Source organism: Clostridium sp. OF09-36 (genome assembly GCF_003481985.1).
In the GTDB taxonomy this organism is placed as follows: Bacteria; Bacillota; Clostridia; order Lachnospirales; family Lachnospiraceae; genus Brotaphodocola.
The window spans coordinates 150,188-171,353 of record NZ_QUMD01000006.1 but is presented as its reverse complement, the minus strand read 5'-3'; the positions used below and the strand labels follow the sequence as shown (position 1 = coordinate 171,353).

General features: G+C 45.5%; 22 protein-coding genes and 4 pseudogenes. 11 read left to right on the top strand and 15 right to left on the bottom strand.

Features of this window, described 5'->3' with window-relative positions:
- Positions 1-125: 125 nt before the first annotated feature.
- The 5 genes from DXA97_RS07355 to DXA97_RS07340 form a co-directional block, all read right to left on the bottom strand.
- On the bottom strand, positions 126-794 hold the full coding sequence (locus tag DXA97_RS07355) for a hypothetical protein (protein WP_118719154.1): 669 nt from the start codon (positions 792-794) through the stop codon (positions 126-128).
- Positions 795-841: 47 nt separating this feature from the next.
- Positions 842-1,102: a hypothetical protein gene (locus DXA97_RS07350; RefSeq protein ID WP_004798084.1), complete on the bottom strand. Its 261-nt coding sequence runs from the start codon at positions 1,100-1,102 to the stop codon at positions 842-844.
- A 343-nt stretch (positions 1,103-1,445) separates the two neighbouring features.
- Positions 1,446-1,613 carry a DUF6440 family protein gene (locus tag DXA97_RS20110; protein WP_182433908.1) on the bottom strand — a complete coding sequence of 56 codons (168 nt, stop codon included), beginning with the start codon at positions 1,611-1,613 and terminating at the stop codon, positions 1,446-1,448.
- A gap of 20 nt (positions 1,614-1,633) precedes the next feature.
- A complete protein-coding gene (locus DXA97_RS07345; RefSeq protein WP_118719152.1) occupies positions 1,634-2,902 on the bottom strand; it encodes a hypothetical protein in 1,269 nt (422 codons plus the stop codon).
- A complete protein-coding gene (locus DXA97_RS07340) occupies positions 2,899-3,228 on the bottom strand; it encodes a DUF2812 domain-containing protein (RefSeq protein WP_118696983.1) in 330 nt (109 codons plus the stop codon). Before DXA97_RS07340 ends, DXA97_RS07345 begins: the two co-directional genes overlap by 4 nt.
- 546 nt (positions 3,229-3,774) lie before the next feature.
- On the opposite strand from DXA97_RS07340, the gene vapB reads away from it, so the two are divergent.
- Both vapB and DXA97_RS07330 read left to right on the top strand, forming a co-directional pair.
- Positions 3,775-4,005: a type II toxin-antitoxin system VapB family antitoxin gene (gene vapB, locus DXA97_RS07335; RefSeq protein ID WP_118562441.1), complete on the top strand. Its 231-nt coding sequence runs from the start codon at positions 3,775-3,777 to the stop codon at positions 4,003-4,005.
- Positions 4,002-4,406: a type II toxin-antitoxin system VapC family toxin gene (locus tag DXA97_RS07330; RefSeq protein ID WP_118562442.1), complete on the top strand. Its 405-nt coding sequence runs from the start codon at positions 4,002-4,004 to the stop codon at positions 4,404-4,406. Before vapB ends, DXA97_RS07330 begins: the two co-directional genes overlap by 4 nt.
- 381 nt (positions 4,407-4,787) lie before the next feature.
- Here the strand turns inward: DXA97_RS07330 and DXA97_RS07325 are convergent, their stop codons facing one another.
- A complete protein-coding gene (locus tag DXA97_RS07325) occupies positions 4,788-5,258 on the bottom strand; it encodes a methylglyoxal synthase (protein ID WP_118562443.1) in 471 nt (156 codons plus the stop codon).
- Between the two features lie 529 nt (positions 5,259-5,787).
- Here DXA97_RS07325 and DXA97_RS07320 point away from each other — a divergent pair.
- From DXA97_RS07320 to DXA97_RS07295, 6 genes and pseudogenes are all read left to right on the top strand, one after another.
- Complete coding sequence (locus tag DXA97_RS07320; RefSeq protein ID WP_118719150.1) at positions 5,788-7,167, top strand: ABC transporter substrate-binding protein; 1,380 nt, start codon at positions 5,788-5,790, stop codon at positions 7,165-7,167.
- Positions 7,168-7,250: 83 nt separating this feature from the next.
- Positions 7,251-8,141, top strand: coding sequence for a sugar ABC transporter permease (locus DXA97_RS07315; RefSeq protein ID WP_118719148.1), 891 nt, complete (start codon positions 7,251-7,253; stop codon positions 8,139-8,141).
- Complete coding sequence (locus DXA97_RS07310) at positions 8,131-8,958, top strand: carbohydrate ABC transporter permease (RefSeq protein WP_118562446.1); 828 nt, start codon at positions 8,131-8,133, stop codon at positions 8,956-8,958. The genes DXA97_RS07315 and DXA97_RS07310 overlap by 11 nt, the downstream gene beginning before the upstream one ends.
- A gap of 16 nt (positions 8,959-8,974) precedes the next feature.
- Positions 8,975-10,174 (top strand): ABC transporter ATP-binding protein, encoded by a 1,200-nt coding sequence (locus tag DXA97_RS07305; RefSeq protein WP_118562447.1) that lies wholly within the window; start codon positions 8,975-8,977, stop codon positions 10,172-10,174.
- Positions 10,104-10,805 (top strand): annotated as a pseudogene (locus DXA97_RS07300) (TIM barrel protein); the annotation flags it as partial. The gene DXA97_RS07305 and the pseudogene DXA97_RS07300, both read left to right, overlap by 71 nt.
- Positions 10,806-10,939: 134 nt before the next feature.
- Positions 10,940-11,734, top strand: coding sequence for an HAD-IIA family hydrolase (locus tag DXA97_RS07295; protein WP_118719146.1), 795 nt, complete (start codon positions 10,940-10,942; stop codon positions 11,732-11,734).
- A gap of 814 nt (positions 11,735-12,548) precedes the next feature.
- Here the strand turns inward: DXA97_RS07295 and DXA97_RS07290 are convergent.
- Positions 12,549-12,947 carry a DUF1344 domain-containing protein gene (locus tag DXA97_RS07290; protein ID WP_118562449.1) on the bottom strand — a complete coding sequence of 133 codons (399 nt, stop codon included), beginning with the start codon at positions 12,945-12,947 and terminating at the stop codon, positions 12,549-12,551.
- Between the two features lie 256 nt (positions 12,948-13,203).
- Between DXA97_RS07290 and DXA97_RS07285 the strand changes: the two genes are divergently transcribed.
- A complete protein-coding gene (locus DXA97_RS07285) occupies positions 13,204-14,409 on the top strand; it encodes an ATP-binding protein (RefSeq protein ID WP_118719144.1) in 1,206 nt (401 codons plus the stop codon).
- A gap of 138 nt (positions 14,410-14,547) precedes the next feature.
- On the opposite strand, the pseudogene DXA97_RS07280 reads toward DXA97_RS07285, so the two are convergent.
- Both DXA97_RS07280 and DXA97_RS07275 read right to left on the bottom strand, forming a co-directional pair.
- Positions 14,548-15,196: pseudogene (locus DXA97_RS07280) on the bottom strand (phage replisome organizer N-terminal domain-containing protein); the annotation flags it as partial.
- 112 nt (positions 15,197-15,308) lie between these two features.
- A complete protein-coding gene (locus DXA97_RS07275) occupies positions 15,309-15,707 on the bottom strand; it encodes a cysteine-rich VLP domain-containing protein (protein ID WP_118719142.1) in 399 nt (132 codons plus the stop codon).
- 126 nt (positions 15,708-15,833) lie between these two features.
- Here DXA97_RS07275 and DXA97_RS07270 point away from each other — a divergent pair, with 126 nt between their 5' ends.
- Together DXA97_RS07270 and DXA97_RS07265 are read left to right on the top strand one after the other, a co-directional pair.
- Positions 15,834-16,112, top strand: a complete 279-nt coding sequence (locus tag DXA97_RS07270; protein ID WP_005924829.1) for a type II toxin-antitoxin system RelB/DinJ family antitoxin — start codon at positions 15,834-15,836, stop codon at positions 16,110-16,112.
- Positions 16,109-16,399: a type II toxin-antitoxin system YafQ family toxin gene (locus DXA97_RS07265; protein WP_118586877.1), complete on the top strand. Its 291-nt coding sequence runs from the start codon at positions 16,109-16,111 to the stop codon at positions 16,397-16,399. The genes DXA97_RS07270 and DXA97_RS07265 overlap by 4 nt, the downstream gene beginning before the upstream one ends.
- A 107-nt stretch (positions 16,400-16,506) precedes the next feature.
- Here DXA97_RS07265 and DXA97_RS07260 read toward each other — a convergent pair whose 3' ends face one another.
- From DXA97_RS07260 to DXA97_RS07235, 6 genes and pseudogenes are all read right to left on the bottom strand, one after another.
- Positions 16,507-17,664 (bottom strand): MobA/MobL family protein, encoded by a 1,158-nt coding sequence (locus DXA97_RS07260; RefSeq protein ID WP_243036754.1) that lies wholly within the window; start codon positions 17,662-17,664, stop codon positions 16,507-16,509.
- Positions 17,582-17,988: pseudogene (locus DXA97_RS07255) on the bottom strand (sigma-70 family RNA polymerase sigma factor). The gene DXA97_RS07260 and the pseudogene DXA97_RS07255 overlap by 83 nt, the downstream one beginning before the upstream one ends.
- A 521-nt stretch (positions 17,989-18,509) precedes the next feature.
- Complete coding sequence (locus tag DXA97_RS07250; protein WP_118656229.1) at positions 18,510-18,695, bottom strand: cysteine-rich KTR domain-containing protein; 186 nt, start codon at positions 18,693-18,695, stop codon at positions 18,510-18,512.
- Position 18,696: 1 nt separating this feature from the next.
- Positions 18,697-19,119, bottom strand: coding sequence for a YjdF family protein (locus DXA97_RS07245; protein ID WP_118585107.1), 423 nt, complete (start codon positions 19,117-19,119; stop codon positions 18,697-18,699).
- Positions 19,116-19,640 carry a PadR family transcriptional regulator gene (locus DXA97_RS07240; protein ID WP_118585105.1) on the bottom strand — a complete coding sequence of 175 codons (525 nt, stop codon included), beginning with the start codon at positions 19,638-19,640 and terminating at the stop codon, positions 19,116-19,118. The genes DXA97_RS07245 and DXA97_RS07240 overlap by 4 nt, the downstream gene beginning before the upstream one ends.
- 69 nt (positions 19,641-19,709) lie before the next feature.
- A pseudogene (locus tag DXA97_RS07235) lies at positions 19,710-21,085 on the bottom strand (MATE family efflux transporter).
- Between the last annotated feature and the right edge of the window lie 81 nt (positions 21,086-21,166).

Below are 21,166 nucleotides of genomic sequence, written 5' to 3'. Positions count from 1 at the left end.
TCAGATGCGTTACCGACATCATCCCAAGACTCGCTATTATCTGGTTGGCTAAACCTTGGATAAACCGGATTCCCACCGGCTTGACTACACACCCTTAGCTGGGCGCACAACTGGAATTTGACTAATTATTGTGTTTTAATGATTCTATAAACTACCCCCAATTGAGCAGGGTATGTTTCTTGAATCATTCCATTAAACCATATTGTAACGATATCTCCCACCTGAACATCTTCCGCTAAATTTTCTGCCGATACATAATACTCTCCATCATTCATCTGACAAAAGCCTTCAGCTGTACTCACATGCGTTACAAGAAGTTCTCCATCATCGGTAATTTCTTTTACTTTTGCATTAAAATTGATAACCTCTATTGGAATAGACGTATCATCTTTTTCAATATCTCTAAATATGATTCGTTCGTCATCAATGACTACTATGAGCTGACCTTCAGAACTCCTTTGATAATGATATCCGCTTCCGAAATTTGATTGATTATTTTCAGATGGTAACTCTGTCCCTGCCACTGTTGACACAATTTCTCCATCCATTGTTCCACAATCAGGCATTGACGCTACATATCCTGTGTCTTTATATATAACACCATCAACCATAACACATGGAGGATATGAGCCAGTATCTGCTATTTGCTCATTTTGTACTACATCATCATTTTCTTTATTTTCTGTTTCTACGGACACATTTCCAGACACAGGTTCTTTATTTTCTTGATTCGTTCCACATCCAGCCATTCCCAGCACCATACATAATACAAGCAGATAGATTACTTTTTTCATAATACATGCCTCCTTAACTTATATTTTTTAACTCTATAAACTGGAACTTATTCTTCGAATTTTTTATGACACTTTGGACATTCTTTAGGGATCGGCCTATAACCAACAAGTGAGCAACCGCAATAAGGACATTTCATCATGGTGAGATGATATACAATACCACCAATAACAACCATTGCACCGATCAGCAGGCATAGGTTTACTCTGTACTCCTTTGCCGTCATTGCTCCTATTACTGCGAGCAATATCCCTATCATCAAAATGATCCAAGAAATGGCAGCCTGCTTTTGTGGGCTATTGTTTTTCATATAATCACACCCCCTCTACAAATCCCGATTTCACAGTCCTATAAGCCAGTAGTTGTCATTAAGTGCATTTCCTTCGGCATCAATAAAAATGTACTCCGAAGGAATAGATGCCAAATAGAATACATACGGATAAGCATCTTCTTCTATAATAATTTCTTCATGAGTACCTGGTTTCATCCGTAATCTTTACAGAAATACAATTGGAATCGTTCACAATAAAGGAATACAGTTGATTCCAGTTCAAAACGGCAATATCTATCAAAGGAGACATCGGCTTGCTGATCACTCATTTCGAAGGCAACCGATGTTCATGTTGCGTGGGAAACCTCTTTTCTATAGGCAATTACTCTGTAACAATGGGTTTTCCATTTTTATCAATTAAAGGGCAAATGCCAACACCAGTGCCAAACTTTGCAACAACATAATTGACACCGGTTTCTTTATCTACTACCACATAAAAACCCTTTACACTTCCAGCGGTTTCAGTAATTTCAAATCTCTTATTTTCCATATAGATACCTCTCAATATTGTTAATCTTCCAGTCTCCATTTGACATACGCCCACTGACGTTTAGTATTATCCACTTCGTGTTCGCTTACTGGAGTCCCACACTCCTGATAAATATAAAAGTCTTCAGGCACTCCATCACTATTTGGTGTATAGTACTTGCTTCCATCAATGAAAGCATATTTCTTCTCCTGGTCAGTTAATTCGCCGGCATATAAATACCTTTCAGGCACCTCGTTCACAATACATAATTCCGTTGCAAAATAGTTATGTCCATCAAGAACTATTTTCGGTGCCCCCATATATGGTTTATCATCCTCTTCGAAAGCAGCCACTGCTTCCTTCAGGCCGGCCAGATCTGTTCCACCACCGAAATCCAGAATGATCAGGTGTGATTTATCTTTTAAAATTACCTCATCCAGAGCAGGTTCCTCCTTATTCACGGAAGCATTGCTTTCTGGATCCGGATTAGTTTCATCTTTCCGGAACATATAGCGGTACCAGGCCACTTCCATACCATTTGAAAGACTTTCCATTTCGGCCGGAAGCTTCTGCTCTGTCTGGTCCCACAAATCGGACATGTCTTTTGGATAACACTCGCTGGTTTTGCGAATGATCCATGGAATGGGACTTTTGTATATGGTAACGCCTACCGGCGTTCCAGAACCATTTATTTTAAATTCATCATTCTGGCAGCTTGCAAATATGGTCTGCTTTTTATCAGCGTCCGGTTCTTCCTCTCCCAGAAAATGTGACGTGGCCGCGTTACACAGGGGAATGGTGATCATGCAGACCACAGCGACGCCAACCAGGTATCCAATCCAGTCATCGCGGTTATCACCACTTCCATTATTTCGGATCCAGTTTCTCATAAAAAATGAAATTGCTACAATGAGTACGGAAGAGATCATAAATCCGACAAAGGCACTCATGGAAGAAGAAAATGCCAGGCCCCCCAGTATCAGGATGCCGTCAAATAGAATAATGCGCTTTTTAAAGTTTACCTTTCGCCTAAGATCCATTTTCGGAAGTGGTTCCACTTTTTTGAAAGCAGAGGTAGTCTTATAAACCCACCAGAAAATCCGTACATATGAAACGATCCAGGACACAAAGATCCCAACCATAAGAAGATTAAGAAGAAGCAGCATGGAATCGGAAAACAGTTTCCCTGGATTTTGCAAGTATCGGTATACCGCCCATGCCTCTAATACGATCAGAACAGGGTAACAAAGCTTCACAGACCAGGTCCAGGAAAGCGATTTCTGGATCAGGAACTGCTTTTCTTCGGTCATGTCCCCTGTACGCTCCACTGCATCATCCGTCGTATAAAAAATCTGCCAGAAAGTACCGCTGCATTCAAAATTCCAGCCGGCTCCTGGCACTGCTTACGGAACTGCTCTGCTTTCCAGCTGTCCGCGCCTGTGAGGGAAGAACTTCCCGGAACCAGAAGGGCTGCATATCTTCTCTTTGCAGGTTCTGCTCTATGAAACTTCATGACAGAACCGCCAACGCTCTCCAGAAACCAGCCCTGCGCTGCCATTTCTTCCAGGTACTGTTCAAATACATTTGCTTCCCATAAATTAAAGGACATCCAGACTCGCTTCTTTTGTTTCATCATGTCATCTTCTTTCCGGAAAACAGGCGAATTTCCAATTTTGTATTTACTTTCATTATAGAAATAATAGGAATATCTGACAAGAAAGATGAGATTAACAATTTCTTACATATTTCTGTTTATTGGGCAGAATTATCAAATTTTACATATACGGGCATTCGGAAAGCAAAAAAATGTTAGAATGGACTCAGGAAGGAGTTCTTCAGAAATTGCCGTATCGTTGTATTCAAAGATTTAAAGAAAGTGTGAACAGCCGAAAAAGTGTAAACCGGAAGTTTTGTGATGAGCTATTGTTGGAAAAAGTAAAATGTATCTTGTATGAAAAAGGCGGATAGTATGTCAGTGGGAAAATAAGAACAGGCGCCTTGAAACGAGCTAAGGGGGAACTTTGTTTGCATTCAGCTATTCAGGAAGCAAAAGAAAAATAGTGTTGGAGGGGCACTATTTATAAATATACAGTGCTAAAAGCGAAATCCCTGGAAACGCAGAGAATAACTTGACAAAATATATACCACGATATATACTAATAATATAAGGAGGTGCATTACTATGATGACTGCAAAGTTATTTGAAAATGGTCGGAGCCAAGCGGTTCGACTTCCGAAGGAATATCGCTTCAATGGTGATGAAGTGGCGATTAATAAGGTCGGTGATATTGTTATTCTGATGCCGAAGGAAAACAAGTGGTCCGCTTTCCTGAACAGCTTGGAACTGTTCTCGGATGACTTCATGAGTGATGGCAGAGAACAGCCTGCGGTACAGGAGCGTGAAGCTCTATGAAGTATATGCTGGACACTAATATTTGTATCTATGCAATCAAGCATAAGCCGCCCGAAGTCATAAAAAATTTTCTGAAGCATGATCCAGACGATATGTGTATCTCGTCCATTACTTATGGAGAACTGATGCATGGAGTGGAAAAGAGTCAGGCGGTGGAACGCAACCGTGTAGCAATTACATTGTTCTTGTCGTCTATTTCTATTCTTCAGTTTGACAATTATGCTGCAGAAGAATACGGAAAGGTTCGTGCAGACCTTGAACGAAAGGGAACACCAATTGGTCCGATGGATATGCTGATTGCCGGTCATGCGAGATCAGAAGGGTTGGTTCTTGTGACAAATAATACCAGAGAGTTCTTCCGAGTTGATGACTTAGAAGTTGAAGATTGGACAAAAGAATAGGTGGCTCAGTTTGTATTAAAAACCGCAAAATTCATAGACCGGGAATTAGAGGATTAACGGCGCAAAATGAAACAGGAAAATGTACAGGCATCGGAGTTTCGGTTCCGGTGCCATTCTTTTTCCTCGAAATGAACCAAAGCGGGTGAAACCTCGTTAGCGCTTAAATGATTCTTTTCCACGCTTAGTTGCTTCCAATAATTCAAATTTTTCATATACGGGCATTCTGAAAGGAAAAAAGTATTGGAATTGGCTCCTGAATGAGCTCTTCAGAAGCAACAGAAACAGCTAAAATGTATGACCCGGGCTACAGCATATCTCTGATAAAGAAAAATATAAGACCGGCGTGACGGACCGGTCTCATTGCGTGGTTCAGGCAGGTACTTACAGTGTTTCTGCCCGATCTGCAATATGCTGTTTGAAATTGATCACTTCATGCTTGTAATCAAGATTCATATAACGGGATGTAATCATAAAATCCGCAGTGGATTTATTGACGGCCATTGGAATATCGTAGACCTGGGAAATCCTCATCAGGGCTTTTACATCTGGATCATGAGGTTGCGCTGTCAGCGGATCCGAAAAGAAAATCACGAAGTCAATGACACCCTCCACAATCTTAGCACCGATCTGTTGGTCTCCACCTAATGGGCCGCTGTTATAACCTTTTACTGTAAGTCCAGTCTGATCTGTGATCATGCGGGCCGTTGTACCTGTTCCGTAAAGATTATGCTTCTCTAGCTCAGCTTTGTGTTCTTTACACCATGCAATCAGTTTCTGTTTTTCGTTGTCATGAGCAATCAGGGCAATATTCTTTTTCTGGCCGATTGTAAAGGTAATGTATTCTTGAGACATGAAAAAATCCCCCTTATCTAAGTATAGAAAGTGCAGATAGATACAACTTATCACAGAATGGTTTATTACACAAGTGCAACAATATCAAACTAAAGATTTGAACTCAAATTATTAGAATTTCCCCAGAACAGTCAAAATCAGAAGATTTCTCCGAATATTTGATTTTGACTGCAGTATAAGAATCGAATCTTTAATCCAATCTTTTCCGAACTCTCACATCGAAGAAAATCCGTATTCATTATCATCGTACTCGATGCTGATGATATTGGTGTTTTGCGGAAATAATCTATTGCCCGTTCGCTAATCTTAACATTCCACTAAAATCAAAAATTTCAAACTTGCAAATTTGGTATTTTTCTTAGAATTAACATACTTAACAATTATTTGCATTTTTCCTAGTTTCTTGTTTAAAAACTTACAATGTTTTTACTGTTTCATGATAGATGTCAAGGCCATACAACACTATAATCGGAAACTGTGAAACACATAACCAATCCTATTGCCAGACTAACATGAGGAGAAAAACATTATGAAAAAAAATCTAAAATGTCTCACAGCACTTTGCATGGCTGGTGCCATGATCTCTCTGACCGGATGCGGTTCATCCAGTCAGTCTACTTCCGCAGATACCACAGCAGGTTCCGCCACTTCCGAAGCCACCACTTCCGCCGAGAGCACCGCTTCCGGCAATGGTTCCAAAACCGTTATCGAGTACTGGCACTGTAATGCAGAGAACCAGGGCGGACTGACCGTAGATGAACTGGTAAAAAACTTTAATGAGAACAATGACCACATTGAAGTTGTTGCTAAATATAACCCTGATATGTATAAGGGACTGATGCAGAACCTGCAGGCTGAAGCCGCTACCGGCAATACCCCGGCACTGGTTCAGATCGGCTGGGCTTTCCTGGATTATTTTTCCAACAACTTTTCCTACACCTCCCCACAGGAGATCATCGACCAGTATGATGCTTCTGACAAAACCTTCCTGACCGACAATTTCCTGCCAAACGTCCTGGATCTGGCGGTAAACAGTGATGGTGTACAGGTCGGAATACCGTATTCTTTAAGCAGCCCGGTTCTCTACATCAACCGCGATCTGCTGAAGGAAGCAGGACTTTCCGAAGAGGGACCGAAGACCTGGGAAGAGGTTGATTCCTTTGCCAGAACTGTTCAGGAAAAGACCGGAAAATATGGTTTCTATATGCAAGAGCCGGCAGACTTCTGGGCACAGCAGGGACTCATCGAGAGCAATAACACTTCCATGCTGACCAAGACCGCAGATGGCAAGATCCAGGCAAGCTTCGCAAGCCCGGAAGGCATTCAGGCTATGCAGATGGTTGCTGACCTCATCAAGGACGGAGCCGCTCTCCATGTTTCCTGGGATGAAGGCTGCCAGAGCTTCATTGATGGCAACTGCGCAATGCTCTACACCACCATTGCCCGTCGCGCATCCATTCAGAAGAGCGCGCAGTTCGATGTCGCTACCGTAAAATCCCCGACATGGGGCAGCAGCCCGCGTAAAGTTCCGGCAGGCGGATGCTTCTTAGCTATCACCGCACAGACCGATGAGCAGAAGGAAGCCGCATGGGAGTTTGAGAAATACCTGTACAGCGTGGAATCCATGGCTGCATGGACCATCGGAACCGGTTATGTACCGCCAAGAAAGGACGTTGCAGACGCAGAGAACGGACTGAAATCCTTCCTGGCTGAAAATGAGATGATGAAGGCTGCCATTGAGCAGATGGACGGCGTGGTTTCCTGGACATCCTTCCCGGGTGATGCAGGTCTTCAGGCTGAGCAGATGCTCCTGGATATGAGAGATCAGATCTTCGGTGGACAGGTAACTGCCGAGGAGGGTATGACTTCCACCCAGGATGCCATCAATGCCCTGTTAGACGCACAGTAAGCTGACATTCCAGATGCAGACCGGTACTTTCCCTTTTGCTCACGGGAAGGTACCGGTTTTCCTGAATTTACGGAGGTAATCACTTGAATAACGAAACAAAAAAACAAACGATTCTGGGATATCTGTTTCTGATCCCGTCCCTAGCCGTGTTCGCAGTCTTTATGTTTTACCCACTCCTTTATACCTTTTACTTAAGCTTTTTTGAGTGGAACATGGTAAAGCCTGTCAAAAAATTTGTCGGTCTGAACAACTACATTGCCGTATTCCGAGATCCGAATACCTTTAAGATTCTGGGCAATACCCTTGCTTACATTCTGGTTCTGCTGGTCCTGAACTTTGTGCTGCCGTATATTCTCTCCTTTATCCTCTCCGCCGTGATCCGGCATGGAAAGAGTTTTTACAAGGCTGTGTTCTTCCTTCCTAGCGTCATCTCCCTGGTGGTCGGCTCCATCCTCTATACCTGGATCTTAAACCCGATTTCCGGACCGGTGGCCATCATTCTCGGTAAATTCGGCATCCAGATGCCCTTCTGGTCCAAAACCGACGGATGGGTCATTGCCGTGCTCTGCATCATTACCACCTGGAAGACCTTCGGCTACAACTTCATCAATATTTTAGCCGGTGTCTCCGGCGTATCCCAGGAAGTTATTGAAGCAGCACGGCTGGATCAGGTTCCCCTGTGGAAGATTTTTCTGGACATCATCGTGCCCATGAGCTCCGCTACCGGAATTTACGTGTTCATTACCACCATTGTCCAGGGACTCCAGTATGTGTTCACTCCCATCAAGGTCATTACCCAGGGCGGACCGAACTACGCCAGCTCCAACCTGATCTACGCTTCCTACCACGAGGCCTTTACCTTGTATCGGACCGGCACCTCATCGGCCATTTCCATTCTGACCATGCTGCTGTTCATTGTCCTTTTACTTCTGGAATTTAAATTTGTGGAGAAGGGAGTCTACTATGAAAACTAACAATCATTCGGAAATTGGCTGGCACATGATCCTGGGCGCCATCGTTTTCCTCATGCTGGTTCCCATCGTGTTCGCTCTGTCCAATTCCTTCAAGACTCTGCAGGACGCATTTAATACCATTTTTGAGATCATTCCGTCTCACCCGACTCTGGAAAACTACCGGCATGTATTTGAAAAACTGCCTTTTGTCCAGATAACCTTAAACACATTTCTGATCGCGGCATCCGTTACCGCCTTCAAAACCATTACCAGCCTGTTTGCCGCCTATTCCTTTGTCTATTTTGAGTACAAGGGAAAACAGTTTTTCTACTTTATCATGCTGAGTACCATGTTTATTCCGTTCACCGTGACCATGATCCCAAACTACCTGATGATTTCAAAAATCGGTCTGCGGGATTGCATCTGGGGCGTGGCACTTCCGCAGTTTGCGGATGTTTTAGGTATCTTCCTGCTGCGCCAGGCCATGCGCGGAATCCCGAAGGCCCTCATTGAGGCTGCGCGGATGGAAGGCATCGGCAGCCTCAAGATCATGCGCGATATCATCCTGCCACTGGTACGCCCGTCCATTCTTACAACCGGGATCATTTTCTTTATCAATTCCTGGAACGAGTATGTATGGCCGGTGCTCATCTTAAAGAGCAAGGAAAACTACACGCTTTCCCTGGCGCTCCAGATGTACATCAGCGCTGAGGGCGGCACCGAATTTACCATTGCCATGGCCGTATCCGTCATCACCATGATCATTCCGCTGGCTCTGTATCTTATTTTCCAGCGCTATATCATCAACACCTTTGCCGCATCCGGCGTAAAAGGTTAATCTGTCAGGAGGATTTATGAATAATATCGTTTTTGAACACGTCGTAAAAGCATACGGAAAAAATGTGATCGTCAATGATCTGAATATGGAAATCCGGGAAGGGGAGCGGCTGATTCTGCTGGGCCCGTCCGGCTGCGGAAAATCCACCACCCTGCGCATGATCGCCGGTCTGGAGGATATCACCTCCGGCTCCCTGCATATGCGAGGCCAGGTAGTCAACAACGTTGCCTGCGGAGACCGCGGCGTATCCATGGTATTCCAGAACTACGCCCTTTTCCCGCATATGACTGTAAAAAATAACATCATCTACGGTCTGAAAGCCCACAAAATGGAAGCGGCTGAGATTAACCGCCGCCTGGAGGAAGTACTGGAAATGCTGCAGCTGAAAGGTCTGGAGGACCGCAAGCCGAAGGATCTTTCCGGTGGACAGCGCCAGCGTGTTGCCCTGGCCCGCGCCGTCGTAAAACGCTCTGACTACTTTCTTCTGGATGAACCGCTTTCCAACCTGGATGCACAGCTCCGCCTGCGTGCGCGAAAAGAACTGGTCAAGATCCACGAGATGTACCGTCCGACCATGGTTTATGTCACTCATGACCAGATTGAGGCCATGACCGTGGGACAGCGTGTTGCCATCATGTATCGCGGAAATATGGAAATGCTGGACACGCCAAGCCATGTATACAATATGCCGGCAAGTATTTTCTGTGCCCGATTCATTGGCTCTCCGTCCATGAACATCATCTCCTGCCAGTATGAAAACGGCAATCTCTCCATCGGAGACCAGATGATCAGACTGGCTCTGATGTGGCGTCCGATCGCAGATGCCTGTCCATCCGGAAAATACTGCGTTGGCATCCGCCCGGAACATATAGTCTTAAGCAGCCGTCCAACGGAAACTTCCATCTGCGGAACCGTAAAATACGTGGAGGACTATGGAAACCGCTACGGAGTTTATATTGATGTAAAGGGTGAAAAGAGCGAGCTGATTGCCATCTGCAACGACTCGGTTCCGCGCCCGGGCGAAAACATTTTCATCAATATTGATTTCCGCAAACTGCATCTGTTTGATGCCCAGAGCGAGAAGTCCCTTGGATATCCAGAAGAAATCCGCCGTCTGAACGCAGCCCTGGATTTTTCCATGCCGGATGCTCAGAATAAAAACCAGAAAGCAGGAGGTAAATATCATGAATCTTTTGGTCAGTACCAATGTGTATAAACCGGGTCAGCTTGCCCGGGTCATCCCGCATTTACATGCCTTCCGTGGTCAGATTGGCGTCGAGCTGTTCCCTATGTTTGACGCAGACTGCTATGAGGAAGAGCTTCTTCATTGCCTGCCGGAGTTTGAAGGAATCCCAGTTAGTTTTCATGGCCCGTACTATGAAACCGAGCACAGCGCAGCCCCCGGCACCCCGGAATATGCGCACTCCATGGACCTGATCCGCCAAACCCTGCCTTACTGTGTGCGCCTTCAAAGCCAGTATCTGGTCTTTCATCACAATAACATCCCGGTGACGGAAGAACGCCGGGAAGAGATGATCCGTGTTTCCAGAGAAAACTACAGGGAAATTGCGGAGCTGTTCAAGCCGCACCAGATCCCGGTGGTGGTGGAGAATGCCGGTGTCCTGGACCGCGGCAACATGCTGTTTGACCAGGATGCGTTTATCCAGCTCTGCAGGGAAGAACATTATCCGGTGCTGATCGACATTGGCCATGCTTACGCCAACGGCTGGGACCTGGAGCAGACCATGGAAGCGTTAAAGGATCAGATCGTGGCTTACCATCTTCACAACAACGACGGTGTTCACGACAGCCATCAGCGGATTTTCCACGGGACCCTGGATTTTCCCCTGTTTCTGTCTGATTATCAGAGACTGACTCCAAACGCAGATCTGGTTCTGGAATACAGCCCGAATGTGCAGATGATGAATCCGGAATCCAAGAAGACATTTCCTGGCTTCTGGAGCAGATCCGGAGGTAGCTTATGCTTTCCGAAAAGAAACTCTTCTTATTTGATATTGACGGAACCGTGGCCTTGGGCGATGTCCTGCTGCCCGGAGCGGCGGAATTCTTCCAGGAAATTAAAGAGCGCGGCGGGCAGTTTGTATTCATTACCAATAACTCCACCAAAAGCATTGCGGACTACATCAAAAAATTCCGTCAGATGGGTGTCTCAACCGATCCTCAGAATTTTGTAACTGCCTCCACCGCTTCTGCCAGCTGGCTGCGGCAACACGCAGCTGGAAAGACTATCTATACACTTGGAACACGATCACTGATTCGAGAGCTTGAAGGACATGGAATCCGCGTCACCACGGATCCGGACACCCAGGATATTTCCTTTGTGCTGGTTGCCTACGACAGCGAACTTACCTACAAGAAGCTGACTGACACCTGCCGCATCCTGCAGACCCGCCCTGTCACCTTCCTGGCCACCAACCCGGATCTGGTCTGCCCGGTCCTATTTGGCTATGTACCCGACTGTGGCTCCATATGTCAGATGATCACTAATGCCACAGGCCAGGTACCACATTATATCGGAAAACCTTCTACCGATATGGTGGATATTGCACTCCGGGAAAATCCGTTTTCCAAAGAGGAAACCGTGATAGTGGGTGACAGGTTTTACACTGACATTGCATGCGGGAACGCTTCTGGGGTAGAGACAGTCCTGGTACTAACCGGTGAAGCGAAAAAAACAGATACTATGATTCATACGTACTCTCCAACTTATATTTTCGACTCCATAAAAGAAGTAAAGAAAGCCTGGAAGAATTAGTAATCCAGGCTTTCTCTACTTCTTTAAAATTTTCAATGCGGTATGTGTAATGATTGTAAAAGATGAAATAACGCAACAATATAGCATTGCTTACTTATAAAAAAGTAACCGACTCAGAAACGAGAACGATTACTTTTTTAGATAGTATGAATTTAAGTGCTTCTTCATTCTAATGCAAAACCGTAAAGATAGCAAGGAAAAGTGGCATCATGATGGATATTGCCATATTTTTGCTTAATAATACCGCCTCATATTCGAAAGAGAGTAGTGTAGACAAATTATATGTATCTATTTTCGCCATATGCAACTCCGAAACTCAATTCCATTCTCTTCTCTCCCGCTATTTTCCTGACCTCTCGAAAAAATATTTCTCCACTAGGCTCCCCTAATTTGTTCGCTCGCCGTCAGGCGTTTGCCGCCATCAGGCGGCGCACTCAATGGATAAAAAGAAAAATAAATGGAAGGGAAAATGAAAAACGGCGCTGCTGCGCCAGCAATCAAGGAATTTATGCAGCCAATTCTCTCTCCCATTTAATAAAAAAGTCGAGGGAGCAATGGAAATTGGGGAATATCCGCTTGCATATGGCGAAAATAAATACATATGATTTTCTCAGCATTCATACACACCTATATATTTTAGTGTAGAACATTACCGGCCATATAAAAAACAGCCAAAAACCCGCTGTTGCATGATTTCCATATAGCAGCGGGTTTTTGGCCGTAATTCTTTGCAAAAAAGCTTCAATACATATCCCAGCCGGGCCTATGAATATTCCTGGCATCCAGTGATAAATTTTAGCGTTTTCTCATCACATTAATTTGCTTTCTCCACAGAAATAATGGTTCCTGTAAACGCATCCACTTCGCTGAGCTCTCCCGTATAGGTTACCGTTACCTCATCTCCTTCTTTAACATCTGATAAGCCTTCCGGTGCGGTATCGAATGTCATTGCATAGGTACCCTTATCGCTTTCGATCGTGAACATAAAATCCTTGATCTCCTCAATCTTTCCTGTCACAGATTCCGTTTTTTCCTCTGTTTTCTGCGATTCAGACTGAGTTGTCTCGCTCTGGGTGGTTTCTGCCTGCGTTGTTTCTGCCTTGGTCGTTTCCGCCTGGGTAGGCGCTGCTGTGGTTGTCTCAGCCTTGGCACCGCATCCAGCAGCCAAAGCCGCGGTCATCATCAAAACTGCAATAAGATTTCTTTTTTTCATAATAAAGCCTCCAAACTAAATAGATTTGATTTTTTAATTACACTAATTAGACGTATTGAAACCCTGAAAAGTTTCAAAAGCTCTAAAAATTTTTCATTAATTTTTTAATGGCTATCTGACTTATGAATAAGGTCGTAAAAAGTCGCAAAATTATCGTTTTATAATCCATTTCATAAATTTATTTCCTTATATCGAATATATAACTTGATGTTTTGATTTTTTGTGGTCATACTATAGGGGAAAGGAGCTTCCAATCATGTTATGCCAGTTTACTTTTCAAAATTTTAAGTCTTACAAAAATGAAACTACTTTAGATTATCAGGCTGCAGTACTTCCTGAATTCAAAAATACACTGATCACTGAGACTTCTGCCTCTGATCTTCTGCCAGTTAATGTCGTCTATGGCCCAAATGGCGGTGGAAAGTCAAACCTGTTGCAGGCGCTTGCTTGCGTCATCTCTACGATCGTAAAACCGGTGAATGAATTAGGGAAAAACAGACAGGGTTTCATCCTCCAGCAGAAAATTGATGCAGTTCCCTTTCTGTTTGATGAGATTTCCAAAAATGAACCGATCGAATTCCGGATATTTTTCAGGATTGAGAAGAATGAATACTGCTACTATCTCGCCTTAAAAAATGATGAGGTTATATCGGAATCCCTTTACAGAAAAGCAGTCACTGGGAAGAAAACTGCCACGATTTTTGAACGTGAGGCTGACAGCATTTCCCTTGGCTATACGATTAATAAAAAAAGCCTGAACACCAGCATTAACCCTAAGATGCCGTATCTTTCTTTCCTGGCCATTAACTATGACATTCCGGTCATCAGCGAGGTTATTACATGGTTTGAAAGCTGCATTATCCGCAGCTATGCAAATCCCGTAGTGGAACATCAGATTCTGTTAGCCAAAGATGCGCCATATAAGGAGCAGTTCATCCGCGCTTTAAATGATATGGATATTGATATCACCGGGTACCGCTATGATGAAGATACAAAGCAGCTCTTCATGCAGCGCACGTTATCTTCCCAGGAATATGAATTGCCATTCTCCCAGGAATCCGATGGAACCAAGAAGCTTATCGCGGCCCTTCCGGTGATCTTGCTTGCCCTCAGAGAAGGACGCATGGTGATCATTGATGAGCTGGATGCAAAGCTTCATCCGAAGCTTTTGCGCTATGTCATTTCCCTGTTCAAAAATAAAGAGATCAACAAATATGGGGCCCAGCTTTTATTCACATCCCATGATATGTATACTTTAAAAAATACCATATTCCGCCGTGACGAGATCTGGTTTGCCGCGGAGAATGCTTCCCACGAAAGCGAAATCTATTCGTTGCATGAAATCCGTGGGGAAGATAACGACCGCGTCAAAAATACCGCGGCCTACGATAAGCAGTATCTGGAAGGACGCTATGGAGCTGATCCATACCTTTCCAACATGCTCAGAGGTGATTTCGCATGAGTTTAAAACCTCCAAAGAAAAGCGACCTTGATAATGGCTGGATGAACGCCCGGATTTCTGCGGTAATCCCAATCGTACAGTTTCATCCTCCTTTACGCTGTCATCCCGGTTGCATGAGTGTGTGACCGTTTTTTTAACGTCCTCACAGGCCCAACACCGGATGGTTGCTGCATGGCTCTGATACCGCTTGCCGGTAGAAGCCATGTACTCGGACAGCTTTTCGATGTACTGGCCCCATACAGTGGGAAAGCTGGCCTGTAAGTCTGCCAGTTCCCCGTCCGTCAGAAAAACATTCTGGTAACGGCCATAGGTATGGGAAGGGTGCCCTGTTTTAGGGCGCACCTTCTCTATCTCTTTCTCTAACTCTATCTCTGGTAGACGAATGTCGGAAAATGTCCGCCACTTGTCCGGAGCGCAGAAAGAGCCTTGTTTTGGAGCTTCGCAGCCTCGGTAGAAGACTGGCCTATTAAAAGTTCGATGTTGCTCATGTAGAATGTGCCGCTGTCCAGCACCTCCACAAGACCCAGCTTCAAAAAGATCTGCAAGGCTCTCTCCTCTCCACAGTGCCAATCTGCTGGCGGGTAATGGTGGCGATCATCTGCGCCGTGTAAGGGATGTCCTCGTCAAGCTGGAGCCGCCCGCCATGTTTCAGCGATTTCAGATACAGCTTGAGCAGAATGTTGGAATACAACACACCATCCTGCATACTTTCCAGCAGCACGATGGAATCATCGTCAAAATAGTTTTCTTTGAGTTTCAGGTAATAATATTTTCGATTGTCTGACATAGGGTTCCTCCTTTGGGGTTCTCTTGGAATTCTGTACACATTTTAAGGCTATTTTAGAGGTCAGAGGATAAATCTATCAGACTGCCTTTGACACCCTCGAAAAAAGCTTGATTTACAAGGGTTTTTCAGCCCCTAAAGCGTGACATTTCTCCCGTTGTTTCCGCTTGCACTTTGCGGCGTTGATCCGCTTCATGCGTGCGGCACATTCCGGGCAGTATTTGGCCCTGTTAGAACCGGGGGTAAACAGCGCCTCGCATACGGCGCATTTCTTCGCATTCATCCGGTGGAACAGCGCCGTTTCCAGTTCCTTATCCTGCGGCAATATCGCCGTCCGAAACCACCTGCACAACAGGGAATAGGAAATGGACTGGACACAGACACATTCCTTCCCATCGTCCAGGGCGATACAGTTTCCGTCGATGTAGTTACAGCACTCATGCACCAGCCTCCGCACTCTGCGGTACTGGCGGTAATCCATGACGGGGATAGGTTCAGTCTTGTTGTTCTTCATAAATGAGTTCTTTCATAAAGCCGATAACCTCCTTGAATGAATTTATTGTTAAATATTCGTGCAAAGTATTGTTTTCTTCGTGCAAATGGCATATACTATAATTGCCAGCAGAAAGGGGTTGATCGTATGGCTGGAAATACCACAAACATCAGTATCCGCATGGACGCAGATTTGAAAGCACAGGCGGACGCACTGTTTACGGAACTTGGCATGAACCTGACTACGGCGTTTAACATCTTTGTGCGCCAGTCGCTTCGTGAAGGTGGCATTCCCTTTGAAGTAAGGCTGGAACAGCCGAACAAAGAAACGGTTGCTGCCATGCTGGAAGCGGAAAGGATTGCAAAAGACCCATCTGTAAAGGGCTACAATGACCTTGACGAGTTATTTGCTGACCTGAAACGATGAAAGAAACCAAATATACCGTCAAGTACACGACCAGTTTCAAAAAAGACTACAAACGAGCCATCAAGCGTGGCTTGAAGATCGAGCTGCTGAATCAGGTCGTAGCATTGCTGGCGATGGGCGAACCACTGCCGGATAAGAACCGTGACCATGACCTGTGCGGCGATTGGGCAGGCCATCGGGAATGTCACATTCTCCCGGACTGGCTGCTTGTCTACCGCATAGAGGATGATGTTCTGGTGCTGACGCTGGCCCGCACCGGCACACACAGCGACTTGTTCGGCAAATAAACAGTCTGCCGCCGTATGGGGAAACCTGTACGGCGGTTTTTCTGTATACAAAAGAGTGTCGTGAAACGCGACGCACTTGACAGGGGTACGCCAAAACGCGGTAGCCCTTACCGCTCCGGCTCCCGGTCGTGAGACTTGTCCCGTTCCTGTCGGGACAGCTGCCCGGCGGTTTTGCGGAGCCGTTCCACTGCTTTCAAATCCTCCAGCATGGATTTCATGGCAAGCGTGTCCGTCTGCTTTCCAGCGGCCAGCTGATCTATTTCCCGCTGCCATGCCTTCGGAGTGATTGCCTCGCCGTTGTCTTTCAGTTCTTTCAGATACCGGGGCGCTGCGTCATAGAGGATCAGTTCCCGGCTGTGGCGCTGCTCAAACTGTTCCCGCTTTTCCGGCTTTACTTTGGCAAGCTGTTTGTGGATGGCCTTATACTGGTTGTACTGTTCCCACATCTCCCTGCGTTCGGTAAGGGTGGCAATCCGGCGCTCAGCCTTGACGATCTTTCCGAGCAGATCATAGTAAGGGCTGTTCATATCAGCGATTTTTTCATGGAGCTGCTGCATAGACTGGATGCCGTTTGCCTGCAAAAAGCTGAACAGTGCAGCGCTTTCCTGCAAGGCCCGGATTTTGCCGGTACGGGTGCGGGAAGCGTTCAACTGCTGCTGGGTCTCCCACAAGACGGTCAAGCTGCTTTGCTGCGTTTGTGGTTTTTCCGTTTCGGCTTTCGACCAGCGATAAAGACGGGTAATGCGGGCTTTGATTTCTTTCAGCAGCTTGTTGTCAGCGGCAATCTGCCGATTTACCTCCCCCTTGTCGGTACGGATTCCGCGCTTTTCCATTTGGCTGGCAGCTGGCCCCAGATGGACAGAGGGAATCTTATCAATGCCCTGCCGCTTGTAGCTGCGATGGTCAATGCGCTCCGGTCTGCCGGCAGATTCCAACGCCCGATTGGTGTAGGCCGCCCACGCTGCCCGCCAAATCTCCACATTTCCTTTATCGTTCCAGTCGGTCGTATCCTCTCTGTGATTTTTCCAACCGCCTTTCCCATCCGGGATACGCTGTCCATTCTCGTCCAGATCGTATGCCTTGCGGCACTTTGCGCCCCACTGTCCATTTTCTTTCAGAGGCCGGAGCGTCAGCATGATATGGACATGAGGGTTGCCGGTTCCCTTGTCATGGATAGCAAAGTCAGCACACATTCCTTTGTCTACAAAGTTGTCCTTCACATAGGCACGCACAAGGGTGATACACAACCACTTTGGAGCAGCCACATAGCATACCGATCTCCGCAAGGCTCAGTCCGTCAAGCGCATAGAGCAGGAACCAGCTGCGCAGGCTTCGGTACAGGTGTCCAGAACAGCCATCAGCTCATGTAGCGTTTCCACGCGGCAAAGGTATTCCTCCGGCGTTTCGCCGTAGGCCCCTACACCCTCGGTGGTAATGATGTACTCGTCAAACTCCCGGCCATCCCGATGCCGTCGCTGTTCATGGAACAGGTTCTCCGTTTTGTGATCGACCCGGTCAAGAAATTCATAGACTTCCAACGTGACCCCCACGGTCACAGCTTGTCCGTTATAATTGATGGTAACTTCCATCTGCCTTTCCTCCATTCAGATTTTTTGGGTAAATCTGAATGGGGTGGCTGGAAACGGCACCGGGGATAAAGTTCGGGCCATGCTGACCCGATGTTACGGCTCCATAGAGACAAAAAAGCGCCCGGACGGTATAATGCCATACGAGCGTCAGGGAATATATTTTGCTGTTTAGCTACATGGTATAGTGCATACTTCTGACCGCATTGCTCCGCTGCTGGGAACAGGCTTTTTTTAGCTTGTGCAGATCATGAGTACTGTGAAAAAAGGCAAAAATAGACACGGCGGCAATCCTCCTATAATGCCGCCGTGGATTTACACGGTGTTAAGTCGTCGTTGGTTTAGGGGAGACGAAAAGAAACGGTGGCTCTGAAAATCAAAGCCGCCACCAGAGTATGTAGAGTAAGCGCACAAAATCAACCTGCCCTGCCACGGTTTTTTCTTTCCCCGTTGGGCGGGGCAGGTTCTCGTTGTATATTAAGATAAAAAAGAACCGATAACCACAAGTAAACTTACCTTGTGTATTATCGGCTCTGCGTCTGTGCGTCTGGCTCTTGGACGATGGATAAATTTAGTTTTCTTACTGTAATCAGGATTTCATGTTTGCATTTAGGACAATATAATGGAAAGTTTTCCAGTACTGTATCATCGCGGATTTTCAATCGCGTTTTGCTGCCGCAAAAGGGGCATAAAATCCATTCTATCTTCATGTTATCTTCCTCTGTGCTTGGTTTTCTTCTTTTCCTGCCGTATGGCAAACTGACGGTCTTTCTCCGCCTCTTTCTGCTCACGGCTCTTGGTTTTCCGTTCCAGCTTACATTGCTCATGCTGAAGTTTCAACGCCTTCTGTGCCTTTGTGCCAATGCCTTTATCTTGCAGTTGACTTTGAATTTCGCGCTGCATTCGTTTGGGATTGATTTTTCGCTCTATGGCTACTTCGGTCTGGATCGGTGGACTGAATTTCAACTTATGCCAATTCTTCAGCAGAAACTCATAGACCTCATAGTCTTTGGGTTCTGAACCAAAAGTGATTTTACACACCTCGTATTTACCGCTATCCGTTCTTTCATATAGACCGATCCAAAATGGAGCTTCAAACAGGATGGTCAAACTGCTTTTGAAGGCCGTGCTCATTCTTTTAAGAACTGTCCTTCAAAGTGATCCAGCCATTCCATAAGGGCGCGATAGAGAAGCTGCTGCTGCTCAAAAATCGTTCTCCCAACCAAAGGAATGTCTGTAAATTCCCGCGCATGGCCCTCGTTGGATTCAGCCGAGGACTGTATGCTCCGGCGCAAAGCCGAAACCAGCTCCAACGCTTCGGTCTTGTCCATCTTGTTCAAATTGGTAATGACCACATTGAAATCGAATAGCAAGGATACTGGGCCAGCGGCATAAGAGGCCATCAGCTCCTTGAAATACGCTCTGCCCTGATCGGTAATAGAATAAATGGCTTTATCCGCAAACTTATCGCCCTTGACAATATCGCTTTGCAGATAACCCTTTTCGCTCAACTGGAGAACCTTGCGATAAATAGAAGGTACGCTTATTTTTGTCCAGCGGGAAAAATGGTGGTACTCCACATCCTTTTGAATGTCATAGGCGCTTTGCGGTTTTTCCAATACAATACCAAGTATGACTAAATCGATTGACGACATAACTACACCTCCAACTTTTACTATTATCAATAGTACTATTGTTAATAGCAAAAGTCAAGAGGAAGTACATTATATATCCGAATTGGACATAACCTGTTTTTCAGCCATAGACAATTCCCGATGAAGGTGTAACGCCATAAATACAGTGATTACTACGGAAATTACATCTGCGATGGGTTGGGCATATAGGATTCCGTTCATTCCCCATACCATAGGTAGCAGCAAAATGACAGGAACAAAGCAGACACCTTGTCTACATGCTCCCAAAAAGAAACCTGCCGCACCTTTACCCAAGGCAAGAAACAAAGAGGAGTAAACCGTGTAGAAACCAAAAAGAATGAATGTGATCCCATTTGCAAACAGTGATTTTTGACCCGCTAAAACCATTTGAGTATCTTCCTCAGTAAATTGAGAGATAATCTGTGTAGAAAAAACGGCCATCACCAAGCCTACGACTAAGCAGAAACTTGTAGACCAAATGATTGAGGTTTTGATTGCTTCGCGTAGGCGATCAAATTTCTTTGCCCCATAGCTGAATCCAGCAATGGGCTGGAACCCTTTCAGAAATCCAAAAACAACAAGAGTTCCCATAGAAGTAATTCGCGTAACCGCCCCCATGCCTGCAATGACCGAATCGCCATAATTGCTGGATGCGCGGTTAATTAGCGCAATCGAAAGACTTGTTAGCAGTTGGAACACCAAAGTGGGAACTCCAATTTTCAAAATTTCCGTCACCATTTGCCTCGTAGGAGAAAACTCTTTTATGCTGAACGAAAATACGCTTTTTTTGCACAGAACATAAGTAAGATAAACAAGCATGGATACCATCTGCGAAATTGCTGTGGCGATTGCTGCACCTTCTACTTTCATGTCCAAAGTATAAATGAAAAGAGGGTCTAATCCGATGTTCAATACGGCTCCCAATAGCAAGGCACACATGGTCGTTTTTGCTGCACCCTCGCTACTTACAATATTGTTCATTGTTACATTAAACACATTGAAAATACAGGACAGCACATAAATTCTTGCGTATGTCAAGGCATACGGCATAATTGTTTCCGTCGCGCCCAACATTACCAAAATTGGTTTAAGGAAAATCGCAGAAAGTAGGATGATAATAGCACCAATCAGAATACTGCTATACAGTGCGGTGCTTGCCACTTTATCGGCGGTATCTTTATCTCCGCGCCCCAATAGTCTTGACAGATAGGATGCGGCTCCGTTACCGAACATAAGGCCTAAACCAACCACGACTTGTCCCAACGGAAATACGACAGAAATAGCACCCATTTGACTTTTGCCCAAGCCACTCACAAAATAGGCATCCACCAGATTATAGAGTGCATTGATCAACATCCCAATCATAATCGCATGCCGAGAGCCATCAGAGCTTTGTGGATAGGCGCACTGCCCAAAAGCTCAAGTTTGTTGTTGCGTTCATTCATTGTTAATACTCCTTTCGCTTCTTTAAGTATAATCTATAGTAGTATAATTTATAGTATATTACCACATAAATCATAATACTA